The 17,978-nt window shown below is 71.9% G+C and carries 18 protein-coding genes; 10 read left to right on the top strand and 8 right to left on the bottom strand.

Annotation, left to right across the window (positions count from 1 at the left end; all coding sequences use genetic code 11):
- Positions 1–96: 96 nt before the first annotated feature.
- Genes ACFYZA_RS28880 through ACFYZA_RS28890 form a run of 3 tightly spaced genes read left to right on the top strand, consistent with a single transcriptional unit; the run spans position 97 to position 3,471 of the window.
- Positions 97–1,485 (top strand): FtsW/RodA/SpoVE family cell cycle protein, encoded by a 1,389-nt coding sequence (locus ACFYZA_RS28880; protein WP_382594321.1) that lies wholly within the window; start codon positions 97–99, stop codon positions 1,483–1,485.
- Positions 1,482–2,945: a penicillin-binding transpeptidase domain-containing protein gene (locus ACFYZA_RS28885; RefSeq protein WP_382594318.1), complete on the top strand. Its 1,464-nt coding sequence runs from the start codon at positions 1,482–1,484 to the stop codon at positions 2,943–2,945. Before ACFYZA_RS28880 ends, ACFYZA_RS28885 begins: the two co-directional genes overlap by 4 nt.
- A 58-nt stretch (positions 2,946–3,003) precedes the next feature.
- Positions 3,004–3,471 carry a DUF3291 domain-containing protein gene (locus tag ACFYZA_RS28890; protein WP_167156959.1) on the top strand — a complete coding sequence of 156 codons (468 nt, stop codon included), beginning with the start codon at positions 3,004–3,006 and terminating at the stop codon, positions 3,469–3,471.
- Positions 3,472–3,474: 3 nt separating this feature from the next.
- Here the strand turns inward: ACFYZA_RS28890 and ACFYZA_RS28895 are convergent, their stop codons facing one another.
- On the bottom strand, positions 3,475–4,074 hold the full coding sequence (locus ACFYZA_RS28895) for a Uma2 family endonuclease (protein WP_388493557.1): 600 nt from the start codon (positions 4,072–4,074) through the stop codon (positions 3,475–3,477).
- A gap of 120 nt (positions 4,075–4,194) precedes the next feature.
- Complete coding sequence (locus ACFYZA_RS28900) at positions 4,195–5,301, bottom strand: ferritin-like domain-containing protein (protein WP_189761812.1); 1,107 nt, start codon at positions 5,299–5,301, stop codon at positions 4,195–4,197.
- A gap of 190 nt (positions 5,302–5,491) precedes the next feature.
- Here ACFYZA_RS28900 and ACFYZA_RS28905 point away from each other — a divergent pair, with 190 nt between their 5' ends.
- The 4 genes from ACFYZA_RS28905 (at position 5,492) to ACFYZA_RS28920 (ending at position 8,756) form a co-directional block, all read left to right on the top strand.
- Positions 5,492–6,421 carry a diiron oxygenase gene (locus ACFYZA_RS28905; protein WP_167156964.1) on the top strand — a complete coding sequence of 310 codons (930 nt, stop codon included), beginning with the start codon at positions 5,492–5,494 and terminating at the stop codon, positions 6,419–6,421.
- Positions 6,422–6,450: 29 nt separating this feature from the next.
- Complete coding sequence (locus tag ACFYZA_RS28910) at positions 6,451–7,176, top strand: TetR/AcrR family transcriptional regulator (RefSeq protein WP_382594307.1); 726 nt, start codon at positions 6,451–6,453, stop codon at positions 7,174–7,176.
- A gap of 10 nt (positions 7,177–7,186) precedes the next feature.
- Positions 7,187–7,486, top strand: coding sequence for a hypothetical protein (locus tag ACFYZA_RS28915; RefSeq protein ID WP_388493559.1), 300 nt, complete (start codon positions 7,187–7,189; stop codon positions 7,484–7,486).
- A 100-nt stretch (positions 7,487–7,586) separates the two neighbouring features.
- Positions 7,587–8,756 carry an NlpC/P60 family protein gene (locus ACFYZA_RS28920; protein ID WP_388493561.1) on the top strand — a complete coding sequence of 390 codons (1,170 nt, stop codon included), beginning with the start codon at positions 7,587–7,589 and terminating at the stop codon, positions 8,754–8,756.
- Here ACFYZA_RS28920 and ACFYZA_RS28925 read toward each other — a convergent pair.
- From ACFYZA_RS28925 to ACFYZA_RS28945, 5 genes are read right to left on the bottom strand one after another with little or no spacing between them, the layout of a single operon-like run.
- Entirely contained in the window at positions 8,753–9,994 is a 1,242-nt protein-coding gene (locus ACFYZA_RS28925; RefSeq protein WP_388493563.1) for a styrene monooxygenase/indole monooxygenase family protein, read from the bottom strand. The two genes, ACFYZA_RS28920 and ACFYZA_RS28925, sit on opposite strands and share 4 nt — an antisense overlap.
- Positions 9,995–10,042: 48 nt before the next feature.
- A complete protein-coding gene (locus tag ACFYZA_RS28930) occupies positions 10,043–10,660 on the bottom strand; it encodes an ATP/GTP-binding protein (protein ID WP_388493565.1) in 618 nt (205 codons plus the stop codon).
- On the bottom strand, positions 10,641–11,048 hold the full coding sequence (locus ACFYZA_RS28935; protein ID WP_382594295.1) for a DUF742 domain-containing protein: 408 nt from the start codon (positions 11,046–11,048) through the stop codon (positions 10,641–10,643). The genes ACFYZA_RS28930 and ACFYZA_RS28935 overlap by 20 nt, the downstream gene beginning before the upstream one ends.
- A complete protein-coding gene (locus tag ACFYZA_RS28940) occupies positions 11,045–11,563 on the bottom strand; it encodes a roadblock/LC7 domain-containing protein (RefSeq protein WP_382594292.1) in 519 nt (172 codons plus the stop codon). The genes ACFYZA_RS28935 and ACFYZA_RS28940 overlap by 4 nt, the downstream gene beginning before the upstream one ends.
- Positions 11,560–14,304, bottom strand: a complete 2,745-nt coding sequence (locus ACFYZA_RS28945; RefSeq protein ID WP_388493566.1) for a nitrate- and nitrite sensing domain-containing protein — start codon at positions 14,302–14,304, stop codon at positions 11,560–11,562. The genes ACFYZA_RS28940 and ACFYZA_RS28945 overlap by 4 nt, the downstream gene beginning before the upstream one ends.
- Before the next feature lie 337 nt (positions 14,305–14,641).
- Here ACFYZA_RS28945 and ACFYZA_RS28950 point away from each other — a divergent pair, with 337 nt between their 5' ends.
- Entirely contained in the window at positions 14,642–15,460 is an 819-nt protein-coding gene (locus ACFYZA_RS28950; protein WP_388493568.1) for a hypothetical protein, read from the top strand.
- On the opposite strand, the gene ACFYZA_RS28955 is transcribed toward ACFYZA_RS28950, so the two are convergent.
- Positions 15,457–15,909 carry a MarR family winged helix-turn-helix transcriptional regulator gene (locus ACFYZA_RS28955; RefSeq protein WP_388493780.1) on the bottom strand — a complete coding sequence of 151 codons (453 nt, stop codon included), beginning with the start codon at positions 15,907–15,909 and terminating at the stop codon, positions 15,457–15,459. The genes ACFYZA_RS28950 and ACFYZA_RS28955 overlap by 4 nt on opposite strands.
- Positions 15,910–16,203: 294 nt before the next feature.
- On the opposite strand from ACFYZA_RS28955, the gene ACFYZA_RS28960 reads away from it, so the two are divergent.
- Positions 16,204–17,037 carry a lysozyme gene (locus tag ACFYZA_RS28960; RefSeq protein ID WP_382594285.1) on the top strand — a complete coding sequence of 278 codons (834 nt, stop codon included), beginning with the start codon at positions 16,204–16,206 and terminating at the stop codon, positions 17,035–17,037.
- Positions 17,038–17,161: 124 nt separating this feature from the next.
- Complete coding sequence (locus ACFYZA_RS28965; protein WP_382594282.1) at positions 17,162–17,965, top strand: trypsin-like serine peptidase; 804 nt, start codon at positions 17,162–17,164, stop codon at positions 17,963–17,965.
- Positions 17,966–17,978 lie beyond the last annotated feature (13 nt).

Below are 17,978 nucleotides of genomic sequence, written 5' to 3' on the forward strand. Positions count from 1 at the left end.
GACGGGCCAGGCGGCCCGCGACACCGGCGCCGCCCGCCCGCTCGGCACCTCCCGACATACACGGACATAAGGCTGCGGCTTGCTACGTTGCGTGCCATGACCGCACCGTCGGCGGCGGACGCCTCCCCGCCCGAGCTGGGCCTCCCCAAGCGGCGGGGCGTCGAACTCTTCCTGCTCGTCGGTGCCGTCCTCGTCGTGGTGCTCGGCTACCTGAACGTCGGGCTCGCCCGCACCGGCACGATTCCGCCCGACGCGGCGCGCTACGGAGCCGGACTCGGCCTGCTCGCGCTCCTCGCCCACCTCGTGGTCCGCTTCGGCGCCCCCTACGCCGACCCGCTGCTGCTGCCGATCGCGGTGCTGCTCAACGGGCTCGGCCTGGTGCTGATCTACCGGCTCGACCTCGCGACGCCGGGCAGCCGGGCGGCCCCGGCCCAGCTGGTGTGGTCGACGCTGGGGGTCGGCCTCTTCCTCGCCGTCGTGCTTGTGCTGCGCGACCACCGCGTCCTGCAGCGGTACGCGTACCTCTCGATGGCCGCGGGCCTGGTCCTCATGCTCGTCCCGATCCTGTTCCCCGCGATCAACGGCGCCAAGATCTGGATCAGGGTCGCCGGCTACTCCTTCCAGCCGGCCGAGCTCGCCAAGATCCTGCTCGCCCTCTTCTTCGCCGCCTACCTGGCCGCCAACCGCAACGCCCTCGCGTACACCGGCCGCCGGATCTGGCGGCTCCAACTGCCCACCGGACGCGTGCTCGGCCCGATCGTGGCGATCTGGCTGCTGAGCGTCGGCGTCCTCGTCCTCGAACGCGACCTCGGCACCTCGCTGCTCTTCTTCGGCCTGTTCGTGGTCATGCTGTACGTCGCGACCGGGCGCACCGGATGGATCGCGGTGGGCCTGCTGCTCGCCTCGGCCGGGGCGGCGGCGGTCGCCCTGTTCGAGCCCCATGTGCACGCCCGGGTCACCGACTGGCTGAACCCGTACGCCACCATCGAGGCGGGCCTCGGCCCCAGCCAGCTCGCCCAGTCGCTGTTCGCCTTCGCGGCCGGCGGCACGCTCGGCGCGGGGCTCGGGAGCGGCCACTCCGTCCTGATCGGCTTCGCCGCGAAGTCCGACTTCATCCTGGCCACGGCGGGCGAGGAGCTGGGCCTGTCCGGGCTGACCGCGATCTTCCTGCTCTACGCCCTCCTCGTGGCCCGGGGCTACCGGGCCGGGCTCCGTCTGCACAGTCCGTTCGGCCGGCTCCTGGCCATCGGGCTCGCCTCGATCCTGGCGCTCCAGGTGTTCGTCATCGCGGGCGGTGTGATGGGCCTGATCCCGCTCACCGGCATGGCGATGCCGTTCCTCGCCCAGGGCGGCTCGTCCGTGGTGACCAACTGGATCATCGTGGCGCTGCTCATCCGGATCAGTGATTCCGCCCGCCGCCCGCTCCCCGCGGTCGAGCCGGGCGTCATCGCACAGCCCGAACCGGTGGAGGGAACAGCCAAGTGATCCGGTACATCCGGCGGGCCGCCGCCTTCTGTCTGTTGCTGCTCGTGGCGCTCCTGGTGAACGCGGCCCGCGTCCAGGTCCTCCAGGCCGACGCGCTCGACAACAACCCCGCCAACCGCCGCCTGGCCATTGCCCGTTACCACCAGCCGCGCGGCGCCATCGTGGTCGGCAAGGAGAGCGTCACCGGGTCGAGGGACAGCGGCCAGCAGCTGCGGTACGAGCGGACGTACAAGAACGGCCCGCTGTACGCGCCGGTCACCGGGTACGCCTCGCAGACGTACGGCACGACGCTCGTCGAGAACGCGGAGGACGGCGTGCTGTCCGGCACCTCCTCGCTCCTCTCGGTGTTCCCGCTGTGGAACGACGTGACGCGGGGCCGGCACTCCGGCGGGCGGGCGGTCACCACCATCAAGGCGTCCATGCAGCGGGCCGCGTTCGACGGCCTGGGCGGCAAGAAGGGCGCGGTCGCGGCGCTCGAACCCGCGACGGGCAAGATCCTGGCGCTGGTCAGCAGCCCGTCCTACGAGCCCGGGGTGCTCTCGGGCACGGGCAGGGCGGTGGCCGGCGCCTGGTCGCGGCTCACGGCCGACCCGGCCCAGCCGATGCTGAACCGGGCGATCCGGCAGACCTATCCGCCCGGCTCCGCCTTCAAGATCGTGACGGCGGCGGCCGCGCTCGACGCGGGGGTGGTCACGGACGTCGACGCGCCGACCGACACCCCCGATCCGTACGTCCTGCCCAACACCAGCACCACACTGCCCAACGAGGCGAGCGGCTGCGGCAACGCCTCGCTCGCGTACGCGGTCACCGTCTCCTGCAACACCGTGATGGCACAGCTCGGCGTGAAGGTGGGGCTGCCCGGAATGCTGGACGCGGTACGGAAGTTCGGCTTCAACGACACGAGGCTGCGCATCCCGTCGGGCGCCGCGAAGTCCAACTTCGACACGAGGATGAGCCCCGACCAGCTGGCCCTGTCCTCCATCGGCCAGTTCGACACGACGGCCACCCCGCTCCAGATGGCGATGGTCTCGGCGGCGGTCGCCAACGGCGGGGACCTCAAGTACCCCTATCTGGTGGACCGTACGACGACCTCGCGCGGCTCGACCGTGTCCACGACCGTGCCGCGGACCTATCAGCGCGCGATGAACCCGGCCACCGCGATGCGGTTGCAGCAGATGATGGTGGACGTGGTGCGGACCGGCACCGGCACCAGCGCCGCGATCCCGGGAGCGACGGTCGGCGGCAAGACCGGCACCGCGCAGAACGGCATCGGCAACATCGGCAGCCCGTACGCCTGGTTCATCTCCTGGGCCCAGGCGGACGGCGCGGTCCGTCCGGCCGTGGCGGTCGCGGTCGTCGTCGAGGACGCGTCGGCGAAGCGCGGCGACATCAGCGGCGGCGGGGACGCGGCACCGATCGCGAAGGCGGTGATGGAGGCGGCGCTGGCGGACAAGCCATGACATCTCGCTCCGCGAAATGAGCTGACGGGTGAGCGAGTTGGCCGCTTAGGGTACGCGCATGACAGATGCGGACGAGCGTTACGAGCTGGCTCAGGTCAACATAGCCCGGCTCAAATACCCCTTGGAATCAGTTGAGTTGACGGACTTCGTGACCGCACTCGATCCGGTGAACGCGGTCGCGGACGCCGCCGACGGCTTCGTGTGGCGCCTTCAGAGCGACAGCGGGAACGCGACGGACGTCCCCGTGTTCGGCGACACCTCGATGATCGTGAACATGTCGGTGTGGCGGGACGAGGCGTCCCTGAAGGCGTTCATGTACGCGGGCAGGCACCGGGAGCTGCTGGCCCGCCGCTTCGAGTGGTTCGAGCGGATCGAAGAGGCGCTGGTGGCGCTGTGGTGGGTCCCGGCGGGACACCGCCCGACGGTGGAGGAGGCCGAGAAGCGCGTCCTGCACCTCCGCGACCACGGCCCGACCCCCCACGCCTTCACCCTGCGGTCCGGCTTCCCGGCGGGTCCGGGGCTGTGACGGTCAGCGGCGGCGGTCCAGTGCGGTCAGATCGATCTCGACGGGGAAGGGGAGGTCGACCTTGAGTTCCTTGCGGAAGGTCCCGATCGGGCTGTAGGCCCGGGTCGCCGGGTCCAGCTCGAAGACGTACACCACGGGCTGACCGTCGGACAGCTCGACCCGCCAGAAGTGCTGGACGCCCGCCCGGGCGTACTTGCGGGGCTTGACCTCGCGGTCCCGGTCCACCGATTCGGCGGACGCCACCTCGACGGCCAGCAGGACGTCCTCCGGCTTGAACCAGGTCTGCCGAGGACCGGTGTCCGCGTCGACGGGGACGACGAGGACATCGGGCTCGGGCCGGTTGCGCGGGTCCAGCTTCACGGTCATCTCCCCGATGGCCTCCAAGTGCTCCGGCGCCTGCCGCGTCAGCTCGTGCACCAAGAAGTAGATCGCGCGCATGTGAAACCAGGTCTGCGGTGCCCTGAAGACAAGACTCCCGTCGATCAGCTCCGTGTGCGGAGGGAGACCCGGGAGCAGGTCCAGGTCGTCCGCCGTCCAGCCGGCCGCCGGCGGCCGGGGCCACCGGTACTCGCTGTCCAGCTCGTACTCGCCCGCAGCGCTCATGCGCGGAGTCTGTCTCGCGCCAACAGCCTGCTCAGCGGCTATCCGGAGAGTGCCACCCGAAAGGGTGGGCGCCGGTCGCGCCATTGACGGCCGAGGCGGCGCGACCGGCACCGGGTGGTGTCAGGACGAGGCGCCCGCCTCGATCGCCCCCTCCACCTCCGCGACCCGCGCCGCCTCCTCGGCGGCGAAGCGCTCCTTGTCCAGCTGTTCGGCGATCTCCTCGTCCTGGGCCATCAGGAGGTCGAGGTTGGAGTCGCCGAGGTCGAAGACGCCCATGTCGACGTACGCCTTCTGGAGGCGCTCGCCCCACAGGCCGATGTCCTTCACGCAGGGGACGATGCGGCTGAAGAGGAGCTTGCGGAACAGGTGGAGGAACTCGCTCTCCTCGCTGAGCTGTTCGGCCTCCTTCTTCGGGATGCCGAAGTTCTCCAGGACCTCCACCCCGCGCAGCCGGTCGCGCATCAGATAGCAGCCCTCGATGACGAACTCCTCGCGCTCCTTGAGCTCCGCGTCGGACAGCTGCCGGTAGTAGTCGCGCAGCGCCATGCGGCCGAAGGCCACGTGGCGGGCCTCGTCCTGCATGACGTACGCCAGGATCTGCTTGGGCAGGGGCTTGTCGGTGGTGTCCCGGATCATGCCGAAGGCCGCGAGCGCCAGGCCCTCGATGAGCACCTGCATGCCGAGGTAGGGCATGTCCCAGCGGGAGTCGCGCAGGGTGTCACCGAGCAGCGCCTGGAGGTTGTCGTTGACCGGGTAGAGCATGCCGAGCTTCTCGTGCAGGAAGCGGCCGTAGATCTCGGCGTGCCGGGCCTCGTCCATGGTCTGGGTCGCCGAGTAGAACTTGGCGTCCAGGTCGGGCACGGACTCCACGATGCGGGCGGCGCACACCATCGCCCCCTGTTCGCCGTGCAGGAACTGGCTGAACTGCCAGGACGTGTAGTGCAGTCGCAGCTCACCCTTGTCCCGGTCGGTCATCTTGGCCCAGTGCGGGGTGCCGTAGAGGGTCATCGCCTCGTCGGGGGTGCCGAGGGGGTCGTACGGGTCGACCTCCAGGTCCCAGTCGATGCGCGTGGCGCCGTCCCACTGCTTGTCCTTGCCCTTCTGGTAGAGGGCGAGCAGACGGTCGCGCCCGTCGTCGTACTCCCAGCTGAAGCGGGCGGCGCCGGAGGCCGGCACCTGCCAGAGGGGTTCCTGCGGGGCCTTCACATAGAGGTCGTGCGTCGACACGTGCGGCTCCTTCGCCTCGCGGACGGCATCGTCCAGCGGCTCAACTTCTGCACACTGCTGTGCAGTTGGCAGGTTCACACGGTGGTAGACGCGGGGTCAACAAGTCGCGCACAAGGGATTGACGCGCTTGCTGACAAGCAGTCTCATAAGGAGTGACCGTAGGTAACCCAGCCACGAGGTGCCGCAAGCCATGACTACCGTGACCGAACGCGATGCGCTCCGCGACGCACTCGGCCTGCTCAGGGACCGTGAGCAGGTGGCCGAGCGGCTGCTCGAATCCTCCGCCAAGCACTCCTTCGACCCGGACAAGGAGCTGGACTGGGACGCCCCCGCCGAGGACGGGAAGTGGTTCTGGCCACCGGAGTTGCTTTCTCTGTACGACACCCCGCTCTGGCGGAAGATGTCCGAGGAACAGCGCATGGACCTGGCCCGCCACGAGGCCGCCTCGCTCGCCTCGCTCGGCATCTGGTTCGAGATCATCCTGATGCAGCTGCTCGTCCGGCACATCTACGACAAGTCGCTCACCAGCAGCCACGTCCGGTACGCGCTCACCGAGATCGCCGACGAGTGCCGCCACTCGATGATGTTCGCCCGCATGATCAAGAAGGGCGGGGCGCCGACGTACCGGGTGCCGAGGATCTACCACAACCTCGCCCGCGTCCTGAAGACCGTCTCCACCACCCCGGGCTCCTTCGCGGCCACCCTGCTCGGCGAGGAGATCCTGGACTGGATGCAGCGCCTGACCTTCCCGGACGAGCGCGTCCAGACCATCGTGCGCGGCGTGACGCGCATCCACGTGGTCGAGGAGGCCCGCCATGTCCGTTACGCCCGCGAGGAGTTGAGGCGCCAGATGGTCTCCGCGCCGCGCTGGGAGCGGGAGTTGACCCGGGTCAGCTGCGGCGAGGCGGCCCGCGTCTTCGCCACCTGCTTCGTCAACCCGCAGGTGTACGAGAACGTCGGCCTCGACCGCCGCGAGGCCGTGGCCCAGGTGAAGGCGAGCGGTCACCGCCGCGAGGTCATGCAGAGCGGCGCCGGCCGCCTCACGGAATTCCTGGACGACATTGGCGTCCTGAACGGGGTCAGCCGACGGCTGTGGAAGAGCTCGGGACTCCTGGCGTAAAGCCCGATCGCGGGGATTACGCTGCCCGTATGACCTCTCCCGCCGCCACCCCCGCGTACCGCAGGCTCAGCGTCGAGGAGCGTCGCACCCAGCTCCTCGGCGCGGCCCTGACGCTCTTCGCGCACCGGGCGCCGGAGGACGTGTCGCTCGACGACGTGGCCGAGGCCGCCGGGGTCTCGCGGCCCCTGGTCTACCGCTACTTCCCGGGCGGCAAGCAGCAGTTGTACGAGGCCGCGCTGCGCTCGTCGGCCGACGAGCTGGAGCTGTGCTTCGCCGAGGCGCAGACCGGGCCGCTCACCCAGCGGCTCACCCGGGCCCTCGACCGCTACCTCGCCTTCGTCGACGAGCACGACGCCGGGTTCTCGGCGCTGCTCCAGGGCGGCAGCATGGCCGAGACGTCCCGGACGACGGCGATCGTCGACGAGGTGCGGCGGGCCGCGGCCGAGCAGATCCTGGTCCACCTGGAGGTGGCCGAGCCGGGCCCGAGGCTGCGGATGATGGTGCGCACCTGGATCGCGGCCGTCGAGGCGGCCTCCCTGATCTGGCTGGACGAGGACAAACAGCCCCCGCTGCCCGAGCTCCGGGACTGGCTGGTGGACCATCTGGTCGCGCTGCTCACCGCCACCGCGGCCACCGACGCGCAGACCTCGGCGGCGGTGCGCGGCGCGCTGTCGCACGAGTCCCCCGAGGGCGCGGCCGGGGTGCTGGCCCGCCGGGTGATACCCGTCGTGAGCGAGGCGGCCCACCTGCTGTGAGACTTGGGGGGTGCGAAGCGAGAACACCCTCTTTGTGGGCGGCCCCCTCGACGGGCGCGTCCTGCCGGTACTGACCGGCCCGACCGGCAAGCCCCCGCAGTGGTACGAGGTGCCCGTGCCCGATGCGGAGGGCGGCCCGGCGACGGTGCACGCCTACCGTCTGGAGCCGGCCTCCCACACCAAGCGGCTCGGGCTTCCGCGCGGCTGGAAGTACACCTACGTACCCGAGGGCCGCGAGCCGCGCCGCTGGCCGTGGCCCAAGAAGGGCCCCGGCGCAAGCCCCCGCACCGGGCTGCCGCCGCACGAGTGAGCCGAATCCACCGTTCACTTCTCCCACCAGGATTGTCGTGCGAGCGCGTGCCACGATCCGGTGGGGCCGGACCGACCGGTTCCGGACCGGAGGTGAGCACATGTCAGCTCGTGTGCGCTCGGTGTGTGCGGTGGCCGTCGCCGCGGCCCTGGCGACGGCGGCGGTGGGCCCGCTCGCGGTCGCGGCCCCGCGGCCGCCCGGCGAATCGTCGGCCGTGCTGCCCGGACAGCCCCCGGAGACCTCGGCCCTGGCACTCCTGACCCAGCTCCAGACGCTGTACCGGCAGACGGAGGAGGCGACCGAGGCGTACAAGACCACCGACGTCGAGCTGAAGCGCCGCGAGGGCGAGGACAAGAAGCTGAGCGCCTCGCTCGCCAAGGCCCGCGCCGCGCTCGCGCGGAGCCGCGGCGACGCCGGACGCCTGGCCCGGGAGCAGTACCAGGGCCGCAGCGACCTCTCCACGTACCTGCGCCTGCTGCTGGCCGACGACCCGCAGAGCGCCCTCGACCAGCGCCACGTCCTGGACCGGGCGGCCGGCGAACGGAAGGCCGCGCTGGACCGGCTGGCCCGTGGCGAGCAGCGGGCCAACGAACTCGCCCGGGCCTCGCGGCAGGCCCTCGACGAGCAGCAGGCCCTGGCCAAGCAGCAGCAACAGGCCAAGGAAGACGTCGAGTCGCGCCTCAAGGAGGTCGAGAAACTGCTCTCCGGCCTCTCCCCCGACCAGCTGTCCGAGCTCACCCGCCTGGAACAGCAGGGCACGGAGCGGGCCCAGCAGAGCCTGCTCTCCTCGGGCGCCCTGAGCGGGACCCGGGCCCCCTCGTCCGAGGGCGACCGGGCACTGACGTACGCCGTCGACCAGATCGGCAAGCCCTATGTGTGGGGCGCGGAGGGCCCGGAGTCCTACGACTGCTCGGGGCTCACCTCGCAGGCCTGGGCGCACGCGGGCCGCTCGATCCCGCGCACCAGCCAGGAGCAGTGGGCCGAGCTGCCCCGCGTCGCGCTGACCTCGCTGCGGCCGGGCGACCTGGTGATCTACTTCCCCAAGGCCACCCATGTGGCGATGTATCTGGGCGACGGCCTGGTGGTACAGGCGCCGCGCCCCGGCACCCGCGTCAAGGTCTCCCCCATCGCCGCGAACCCGCTGCTCGGCGCGGTCCGCCCGGACCCGGCGGCGGGCTCGCTGTCCTCGTACCGCCCTCCGAGGCTCCCCGAGGGGGCGTCGGAGGGCGCGGACACGGGGTACTCGACCGACGCGGAGCCCGCCAACTAGCCCTGTGCGGCCGCCACTTCGGCCAGGTAGGCGGCCGTCTTCTCCGGCTCGTAGAAGAAGTTCTCGAAGTCGGCCGGGTCGTTGAAGCCGTTGGCGAAGCGGTCGGCGGCGGGCTGGAGCTCGCCGGCCGCGCCGATCAGGTTCAGGACGTGCTCCGGCGGCACCCCCAGCATGGCGTTGGTCCACTTCGTCACGTGCTGGGCGGTGTCCCAGTAGCGGTCGAAGGCCGACCGCATCCACGCCTCGTCGAACTCCCTCTCGCCGTGCTCGACGATCGAGGACAGGTACGAAGCGGCGCACTTGGACGCCGAGTTGGAGCCCTGGCCGGTGATCGGGTCGTTCGCCACGACGACGTCACCGACTCCGAGCACCAGTCCGCCGCCGGGCAGCCGGCCGACGGGGTTGCGCACGGTCGGGGCGTAGCGGCCGGCCAACGTGGCACCCGCGTCGGTCAGTTCGACCTTGGTGGCCCGGGCGTACTCCCACGGCAGGAACTTCTCCATCAGCTCCAGGGTGAGCGCGAGGTGCTCGTCGGGGTCCTTCACGCCGTTGAACACGTCGAGGGGGCCGCCGGGGACGCCCTCCCAGAACAGGATGTCCGCGCGGCCCGAGACCGTCAGGGTCGGCATCACGAACAGCTCGCCGACGCCGGGCACCAGGTTGCAGCGCACCGCGTCGAATTCGGGGTGCTCCGGGCGCGGGCCAAGGCCGTGCACGTACGACACCGCGAGCGCGCGCTGCGGCTCGGCGTACGGGGAGCGCGCGGCGTCGCGGCCGAACATCGAGACGAGCTCGCCCTTGCCCGCGGAGACCAGGACCAGGTCGTAGGTGCGCGCGAAGAAGTCGAGGTCGGAGACGGCGGCGCCGTGGATGACGAGCTGCCCGCCGCGCTGCGCGAAGGTCTCCATCCAGCCGGCCATCTTGACCCGCTGGTCCACGGACTGCGCGTAGCCGTCCAGCTTGCCCACCCAGTCGACGGCCCGGGAGGAATCGGGGGCCGCGACCGAGACGCCCACGCCCTCGATGAGCGGGGCCTGGGACTCCCAGAAGTTCAGCGAGAGGTCGCGCTCGTGCTGGAGCGCGGTGTGGAACATGCACTGCGTGGACATGACCCGGCCGGACCGGATCTCGTCCGCCGTGCGGTTCGACATCAGGGTGACCTCGTACCCCTGTGCCTGCAGTCCGAGGGCCAGCTGAAGACCGGACTGGCCGGCTCCGACTATGAGTATTCTCCGCATGCGGGACCGTTCTCCGTTGTGTGCGTTGCGTGCCGTGGGGGGCGGCGTCTATTCCGGGCAGGCTTCCAGCGCGTGGGCCACCAGGCCGAGCAGGGAGTCGATGACCGAGAGCCGGTCACGCGCATCCATGATCACCACCGGGATGTGCGGCGGCACGGTGAGCGCCTCGCGCACGTCCTCGGCCTCGAAGGACTCGGTGCCCTCGAAGTGGTTGACGGCCACGACGTACGGAATGCCGCAGCTCTCGAAGTAGTCGAGCGCGGGGAAGCAGTCCGTGAGGCGCCGGGTGTCGGCGAGCACGATCGCGCCGATCGCCCCGCGCACGATGTCGTCCCACATGAACCAGAACCGCTGCTGCCCGGGCGTGCCGAACACGTACAGGACGAGGTCGTCGTCGAGCGTGATGCGGCCGAAGTCCATGGCGACGGTGGTGGTCAGCTTCTCCGGCGTCGCCGACAGGTCGTCGGTGGCCTCGCTGGCCCGGGTCATCACCGCCTCGGTCTGCAGCGGGGTGATCTCGGAGACCGCCGATACGAAGGTGGTCTTGCCCACGCCGAAGCCGCCCGCGACCACGACCTTCGTCGCGATGGGGGCCCGGCTGCGGTCCTGCTGCCAGGGCAGCAACTCCTCCTCGGAAGCGAGGAGTTCAGAGACGGCGGAGTCCACCGAGCACCCTTTCGAGCAGTGCGCGGTTGGGCCGGCCCGAGCCGTGCCCGGTCCCGTACACGCGGATTCTTCCCTGGTCGGCCAGGTCGCTGAGGAGCACCCGGACCACGCCGAGGGGCATCTTGAGGAGGGCGGAGATCTCGGCGACGGTACGCATCGCGCGGCAGATCTCCACGATGGCCAGCATCTCCGGCATGACCCGGTGGGTGCGCCCGCCGAGCTCCTTGCGCTCGGGAGGCGCCTCGATGGCCGCGACGAACGTCTCGACGAGCAGCACATGGCCGAACCGGGTGCGGCCACCGGTCAGCGAGTACGGGCGGACACGGGCGGGCTTCCTGTCCGCACCGCGTATCGGGAGCCGCGCGGATTTCTCGGCGGGCGCGTTCACTGGGCGGCCTCCATCGACTGGCGCAGCGCACTGCGGACTTCGGGGGTCAGAACGTGTCCGGCACGGCCCACGAAGAGCGCCATGTGGTACGCGACGACGCTCATGTCGCAGTCCGGAGTGGCGTGCACGCCGAGCAGCGAGCCGTCGCTGATGGACATGACGAAGACGCTGCCCTCCTCCATCGCGACCATCGTCTGCTTGACGCCGCCGCCCTCCATGAGGCGGGCGGCCCCGATGGTGAGGCTGCCGATGCCGGAGACGATGGTGGCGAGGTCGGCGCTGGAGCCGCGCGGGCCCTGCCGGGCGGCCGTGACCTGGCGCTGCTCGGGGTCGGACGAGAGCAGCAGCAGTCCGTCGGAGGAGACGACCGCGACGGAGTGGATCCCGGGCACCTCCTCGACGAGGTTCCCGAGCAGCCACTGGAGATTGCGGGCCTCGGTGCTCGCTCCGATGGTGCCGGTGCCGGTCGCCGCGCTGCCGGGCCTGCCGATACCGGTGGTGCCGGTCGCACTCATCTGCGTACCTCCTCGACTGTCTCCCCCGTGTCCGTGTCTGCCTGCTGTTCGGTCTCTTCGAGTTCCGCCGCCACATCGCGCCGGCCCTCGGTCGCGCCCTTCTGGAATCCGCCGAGCCTGCGGCGCAGCGCCTCGGCGGCATCCGTGCCCCCCTTGCGCTCCTGTACCCCGCCCGCCCCGGCCTGCACGACCTTCGGCGTCCGCTTGGGCAGCCCCTTGTCCGTCAGGCGCTGGGCGGGCTCGGCCTCGGGGGCCGGCTCGTTCGCCGCTTCCGGCGCGGGCGTGGGCGCGGACTCCGGCGCGGGCGCGGATCGCGATACGGCGGGCCGGGGGCCGGGCGTCTCGGGCCGGGGCTCGGGGAGCCGCATCTCGAAGGTGGGCTGATCCAGGGGGAGTTCGGGGTCCGCGAGGGGCTCCCCGGGCTCGGCCGGGGCGGCGGCGTCGGCCTGCCGCGAGGGCGCTGCGGGCTCGGCCGGCTGCGCGGGCTGGGCGTGTGGCGTCGGCTCGGCGTGTGGCGCGGGCTCGGCCGGTTGCGCGGGTTCGGCGTGTCCCACGGGCTCTGCGACAACGGGCCTGAGGACCTCGCCCGAGCGTTCCGTGCGCTCCGGCAGCACGTTGGAGTTGGCCTCGGCGAGGGCGCCCGGCAGCGTGAAGCGCGGGGCGTCGCCCACCGGCGGCAGCAGCTGGGGCGCGGCCACCGGCGGAGTGGTCGGCAGGATCGCCTCGGGCAGCACCACGACCGCCGCGACCCCGCCCTGCTTCTGCTCCCGCAGCTCGATGCGTACGCCGTGCCGGTGCGCGAGCAGCGCCGAGACGTGCAGCCCGAGGCCGCCCGCTTCGGTGCCGGGCTCGCCGGGCTCGTACGAGGAGGGGTCGGCGAGCCGGCGGTTCAGCTCGGCGCGCCGCTCGGGGGGCACTCCGATGCCCTCGTCCTGGACCGAGAGCATGATCTCGCCGTTCTCCAACTGCCAGCCCGAAAGCTCCACTTGGGCTTCCGGCGGCGAGAACGCGGTGGCGTTCTCCAGGAGTTCGGCGACCAGGTGGCTCAGGTCGTCGGCGGCGAATCCGGCGACCTGGGCGTGCGGCGGCAGGGCCTGGATGACGACCCGCTCGTACCGCTCGATCTCGCTGACCGCGGCCCGCATCACGTCGACCAGCGGGACCGGGCCCGGGTGGTTGTGGTGGTGCTCGGTGCCGGCCAGGACCAGGAGGTTCTCGCCGTGGCGCCGGATGACGGTGGCCAGGTGGTCGAGCTTGAACAGGACGCCGAGCTGGTCCGGGTCCTGCTCGCGCTCCTCAAGACTCTCGATGACGGTGAGCTGACGCTCAATCAGGCCAAGGTTGCGCAGTGCCAGGTTGACGAAGGCGTGTTTGACGGTGCCCTGAGCGCGTTCCAGCTGGACGGTCAACTCCCGTACCTGGGAGCGCAGTCCGTCCTTCTCGGCGGCAAGACGGGCGAGCCGGCCGCGCTGCTTGCCGAGGTCCTGGTCGAGTTCGGCGACCCGGGAGTGCTGCTCCACGAACTTGGTGTGCAGCTCGTTGAGGGACCGTACGACCTGGGCGAACTCGTCGTTGCGCCCGGTGAAGCGCACCGGCTCCTCGGTCTCGGGCGCCTCGGCGAGCCGGGCCGAGCCGCGCCGCAGCACGGCGAGCGGGCGGGTCAGGCTGCGGGCGGTGGCGGCCGAGACGCCGATGGCGAGCAGCAGCAGCGCGCCGATGAGGCCGGTCCGGATCTCCAGAGCGCTCACGTCGTCGTCGCGCAGCCCCTCGAACTTCTTGACCTGCGCGGTCGCCAGGGCCGCCTCCGCACCCCGCATCCGGTCGATCCGCGCCGAGAGCGCCGCGTTCACCGCGTCCGGGTCGGACTTGCGCTCGGCGGCACTGAGCTGGGGCTGGTCGGTGAGCCGGGTGAGGAAGCCGTCGGCGGCCTCCACCTCGGGGCCGGTGACGGTGCTGGCGAACCGGTCGCGGGCATCCGCGCCGGCGGCCTGGTCGAAGTCGGCGAGGGCGGACTGCTCGCGCACGTGGGCCTGCTGGGCGGCGCCGCTCAGCGCGTCCCGCGCCCGGGCCGCGTCCCCGTCGTCCTTCTCCTTCTGTACGTACTTGCCGGCGACGGGGTCGAACACCCGGGAGGACGGACCCGGCGGCACCGCGAGCGCGCCGAGCAGCAGTCCCCGGGTGGCCGAGGCCTGTTCGACCGCACGCCCGAGCGCACCCGGCGCCCGGGCGGCCTCGGCGGCGCGCGGGGGCGTGCGGTCGGCGAGCTCGTCGGCGACGGCGAGCAGCGTGGCGATCACGTCGGAGTACGCCTTCTGCGCCTCCAGGGCCGTGCCCTTGCCGGTGAGCGCGGTGCGGCGCAGGGCCGGCACGGTGGCGAGGTCGCGCGCGAGGCCGTCGGGGGCGGTGGCGCGGAGTTCGTCGATCTGGCGGTCGACGCGGGCGGCGGGCTCCTTGAGGGCCGCTTCCTTGCCGGCGGGCCTGCCCCCGGCGACGTACCGCGTGACGCCGTCGCGCTCGTCACCGAGCGCGTGGGCGAGGCTGATCGCCTGCTGGTCGAGCTGGGCGAGGGTGACCAGGTGCTGGGAGTCCTTGAGGTCCGCGGAGGCCGCGAACAGGGTGGGCGCACCGGCTCCGAGCACGGTGAGGGAGACAACGGCGACGGAGACGACCAGGCGGCTCCGCACCCGGACGGTGCGTTGTGCGCGTGTGCCGTCGTTGCCCCGAGGCCGCTTGTTCTGCACCGGTGCTCTCAATCTTCACTCGTGTTTGCCAGTCCACCAAGGAAGCCAAGGTGACGACTGGTCATGACGAGTAGTCACTGCTCGGCCACCTGAACGAGTGAACATCACTTCGGAGTTGACCATCAACTCCCCCGGAATGCCCGGCCCCGCTCCGCCGTGGCGCCGGTTGGAACTTCCGCGCGGCCTTTGGCAGGATGCCCGCCCACAGCTCGGCGGAGTGGCGGATTCCTCCCGGGATTATGCGGTTCGGCCGCCGTCCGGGACCAATTGACGGAGTGTCCGGCGGCGGCTCCGGTGCCATGGAGGCACCGTGGAGGGCTCGTGCAGACTGGCCGGCATGCGCATCCAGCTGATCACCGTGCCCGGAGACCCCGACCGCCCCAACGAGGACTGGGCGGCCACCGCGCTGCCCGCTTCGGGCCTGGGCGGGCTGCTCGTCGTCCTGGACGGCGTGACTCCGCTGCCCGGCAACGGCGACTGTGTGCACGACGTGCCGTGGTTCACGGCCCGGCTCGGCGGCGCGCTGACCGAACTGTCCGCTTCACGCCGGGACATGACGCTGCGGGAGATCCTGGCGGCCGCCATCCGGCGCACCGCGGATGCCCATCGCGACACGTGTGACCTTTCTCACCCGCGCACGCCTCAGGCAACCGTGGTGGTCGCGCGGTGGGACGCGAAGGACCTGGAGTACCTCGTCCTGTCGGACTCGGCGCTGCTGCTCGAATCCGCCGACGGCTCGGTGCGGGCGGTCCTGGACGACCGGCTCGACCGGGTGCCCAGGGCGTCCCTGGTCAGCGACGCGGTCGCGGACGCGCTGGTCCGCAACAAGGAGGGCGGCTTCTTCACGGCGGCCGCCGACCCGTCGGTGGCGGCCCGCGCGGTGACCGGCCGGGAGCCGCTCGCCTCCGTGCGCTCGGTCCTCGCTCTGACGGACGGCGCGACCCGCTGGGTCGACCGGTTCCACGAGGGCTCGTGGGCGGACTGCGTGGCGCTCGTCCGCAAGGCGGGGCCGGAGGGTTTGGTCGAGCGGGTGCGGGAGTTGGAGACGGGGGACGTCGAGCGGGCGTTCCTGGGCCGGAGCAAGCGGCACGACGACGCGACGGTGGTGGCGGTGGGGTTCCAGCCCCCCACTCCACCCCGGCCCCGGGGGGTCTAGCTCTCCGCCGCCGCGTTCAGCTGGTGCAGCAGGCGGGCCAGTTCGGAGATTTCCAGGCGGTCCCAGTTGGCCAGGCGCCGGACGTAGCTCTCGCGGCGGGCGTCGCGGACCCGCCCGAACCTCGCCGTGCCCTCGGAGGTGATGCGCACCAGGGAGGCGCGGCCGTCGGCCGGGTCGGGCTCGCGGGCGACCAGGCCGAGGTCCTCCAGGGCGTGCAGCTGGCGGCTCATCGTCGCCTTGCCCACGCCGAAGTACCCGGCGAGCTCGGTGGCCCGCTGCGGACCGGCCTCGTCGAGGCGCACCAGCAGGCCGTACGCCGCCGGTTCGAGATCGGGGTGCACCTCGCGGGCCATCTCGCCGGACGAGGCCCTGGCCCGCCGCAGGAAGACGGCCAGCTCGCGTTCGAGCGCGAGGAACTCCTGGTCCGGACCGTGCACATCGGCTCCCATGCCGTAGGTGTGTCGTGACGGCACAGTATTTCCCAGCGGGCTGTGTGCCCGGCATCCCGGCTGGCGCCCGCACCGGCCCCGGCTGAAAGTTTCCGCCGGGCCACGCCGTTCCCGCAGCGTGTCGCCACCACCATAGGTCTGAACCAACGGCATAACCTGAAGGCCCTTTCCCGCCACGGTCTACGTGCGTAGCGTCGTCTCCGGCATCCCTGACATGTCCACAGCGATACGTCGTCGCCATGTCGACCCAGGACGTCACCTCCCCACCCCCACACAGCCTTTCGGAGGCACGCAATGCCCGTGCACAGATCCGGAACGGCCCGCCGCGGCCCCATCGCCGCGGCCGGGATCCTCCTCTCCTCCCTCGCACTGGTCCTCGGCTTCACCGGTACGTCGAGCGCCGCCGACATCCCCGCGCGCGGCTCCGCGACCCTGGGCATGGGCGTCGCCAAGCACGACGGGGTGGGCGGGCTGCCCCGCGACATCCGCGACGTACAGGCCGCGCAGACCGAGGGCGTCGACACCAGCAGCCACAACGGCAACGTCGCCTGGCCCACCCTGTGGAACAGCGGCGTGAAATGGGCCTACGTCAAGGCCACCGAGGGCACGTACTACACCAACCCCAACTTCGCCCAGCAGTACAACGGCTCCTACGACGTCGGCATGATCCGCGGCGCGTACCACTTCGCGACCCCGGACACGACGAGCGGCGCGGCCCAGGCCGACTACTTCGTGAACCACGGCGGCGGCTGGTCGCGCGACGGCCGCACCCTGCCGGGCGCGCTCGACATCGAGTGGAACCCGTACGGCGCGGCCTGTTACGGCAAGTCGGCGGCCGGCATGGTCAGCTGGATCGGCGACTTCCTCGACCAGTACCGGGCCCGTACCGGCCGGGACGCGGTGATCTACACCGCGACCAGCTGGTGGACCCAGTGCACCGGCAACTCGGCCGCCTTCGGCGCCAGCAACCCGCTCTGGATCGCCCGCTACAACACCGACCCCGGCACCCTGCCGGCCGGCTGGGGCTACCAGACGATGTGGCAGTACACCTCTTCCGGCCCCACGGTCGGCGACCACTCCCGGTTCAACGGGGCGTACGACCGGCTGCAGGCGCTCGCCAACGGCTGACAGCGGCCCAGCGCCCGAGCGGGCCCCCGGCACCGCGTGTGCCGGGGGCCCTTCGCGTCCCCGTACGGAGCACCCGTCGCACACGTGACCCCCTCCCGCGCGCGGCATGCGCAAGGATGGGGGCATGCGCAGGTTGGGAGCGGTGTGCCGGGTGGTTGCCCTGATCACGGTCGTCACGGTCGGCGGCGCGGGCTGCGGCTGGTCCGCGGCCTCCTCGCCGCAGTCCGAGCGGTCCCCGGACGAGGCCGCGGCCCCGCCGCCGGGCACCCAGAGCAGCGCGGTGCCGGCCGGCAAGGTCGCGTCGGTCGGCGTGCTCGTCAACGGCGCCGACCACGCCTGCACGGCGAGCGTGGTGGCCAGCCCGCACGGCAACGTCGTCGCCACCGCCGCCCACTGCGCGACCGGGCTTCCGCTGGACACCCTGGAGTTCGCGCCGGGCTTCTCCGGGGCGGCCACGGGGACCTTCCCGTACGGCAAGTGGAAGGTGCGGGCGGTGCAGGTCGACGAGCGGTGGACCGCGGACCACGAGGACGCGGCGGACTACGCCTTCCTCACGGTGGAGCCGGACGCCCGGGGCCGCAGTCTGCAGAGCGTGGTCGGCTCCTCGACGCCCGAGTGGGGCGCGGGCCCCGACCAGCGGGCGACGGTCGTCGGCTACCCGGACGAGGACCACAACCCCGGCAACCGGCCGGTCATGTGCACCACCGACGTCCACCGGGACTCCGACGAGCCCGCGATGCTGCGCATGGAGTGCGGCGGTTTCTGGGTCGGCACCAGCGGCAGCCCCTGGCTGATCGACTACCAGGGGCCCGACCGGCTCGGCCGGATCATCGGCGTCCTGAGCGGCGGCGACACGGACGTGGAGTCGACGGCGGCCCTGTTCGACGCGAAGGCCCGCTCGGTCTACGAGCGGGCCACCCAGGCGTGAGCGGGGCCGGGGG

Origin of the sequence: Streptomyces sp. NPDC001828 (assembly GCF_042892175.1) — a bacterium.
Lineage (GTDB): Bacteria > Actinomycetota > Actinomycetes > Streptomycetales > Streptomycetaceae > Streptomyces.

Bases quoted from the DNA above. Each gene is read 5' to 3' on its own strand.
- ACFYZA_RS28880 (WP_382594321.1), top strand. From the start codon at position 97: ATGACCGCACCGTCGGCGGCGGACGCCTCCCCGCCCGAGCTGGGCCTC.
- ACFYZA_RS28890 (WP_167156959.1), top strand. From the start codon at position 3,004: ATGACAGATGCGGACGAGCGTTACGAGCTGGCTCAGGTCAACATAGCC.
- ACFYZA_RS28895 (WP_388493557.1), bottom strand. From the start codon at position 4,074: ATGAGCGCTGCGGGCGAGTACGAGCTGGACAGCGAGTACCGGTGGCCC.
- ACFYZA_RS28905 (WP_167156964.1), top strand. From the start codon at position 5,492: ATGACTACCGTGACCGAACGCGATGCGCTCCGCGACGCACTCGGCCTG.
- ACFYZA_RS28910 (WP_382594307.1), top strand. From the start codon at position 6,451: ATGACCTCTCCCGCCGCCACCCCCGCGTACCGCAGGCTCAGCGTCGAG.
- ACFYZA_RS28920 (WP_388493561.1), top strand. From the start codon at position 7,587: ATGTCAGCTCGTGTGCGCTCGGTGTGTGCGGTGGCCGTCGCCGCGGCC.
- ACFYZA_RS28925 (WP_388493563.1), bottom strand. From the start codon at position 9,994: ATGCGGAGAATACTCATAGTCGGAGCCGGCCAGTCCGGTCTTCAGCTG.
- ACFYZA_RS28940 (WP_382594292.1), bottom strand. From the start codon at position 11,563: ATGAGTGCGACCGGCACCACCGGTATCGGCAGGCCCGGCAGCGCGGCG.
- ACFYZA_RS28950 (WP_388493568.1), top strand. From the start codon at position 14,642: ATGCGCATCCAGCTGATCACCGTGCCCGGAGACCCCGACCGCCCCAAC.
- ACFYZA_RS28955 (WP_388493780.1), bottom strand. From the start codon at position 15,909: ATGGGAGCCGATGTGCACGGTCCGGACCAGGAGTTCCTCGCGCTCGAA.
- ACFYZA_RS28960 (WP_382594285.1), top strand. From the start codon at position 16,204: ATGCCCGTGCACAGATCCGGAACGGCCCGCCGCGGCCCCATCGCCGCG.
- ACFYZA_RS28965 (WP_382594282.1), top strand. From the start codon at position 17,162: ATGCGCAGGTTGGGAGCGGTGTGCCGGGTGGTTGCCCTGATCACGGTC.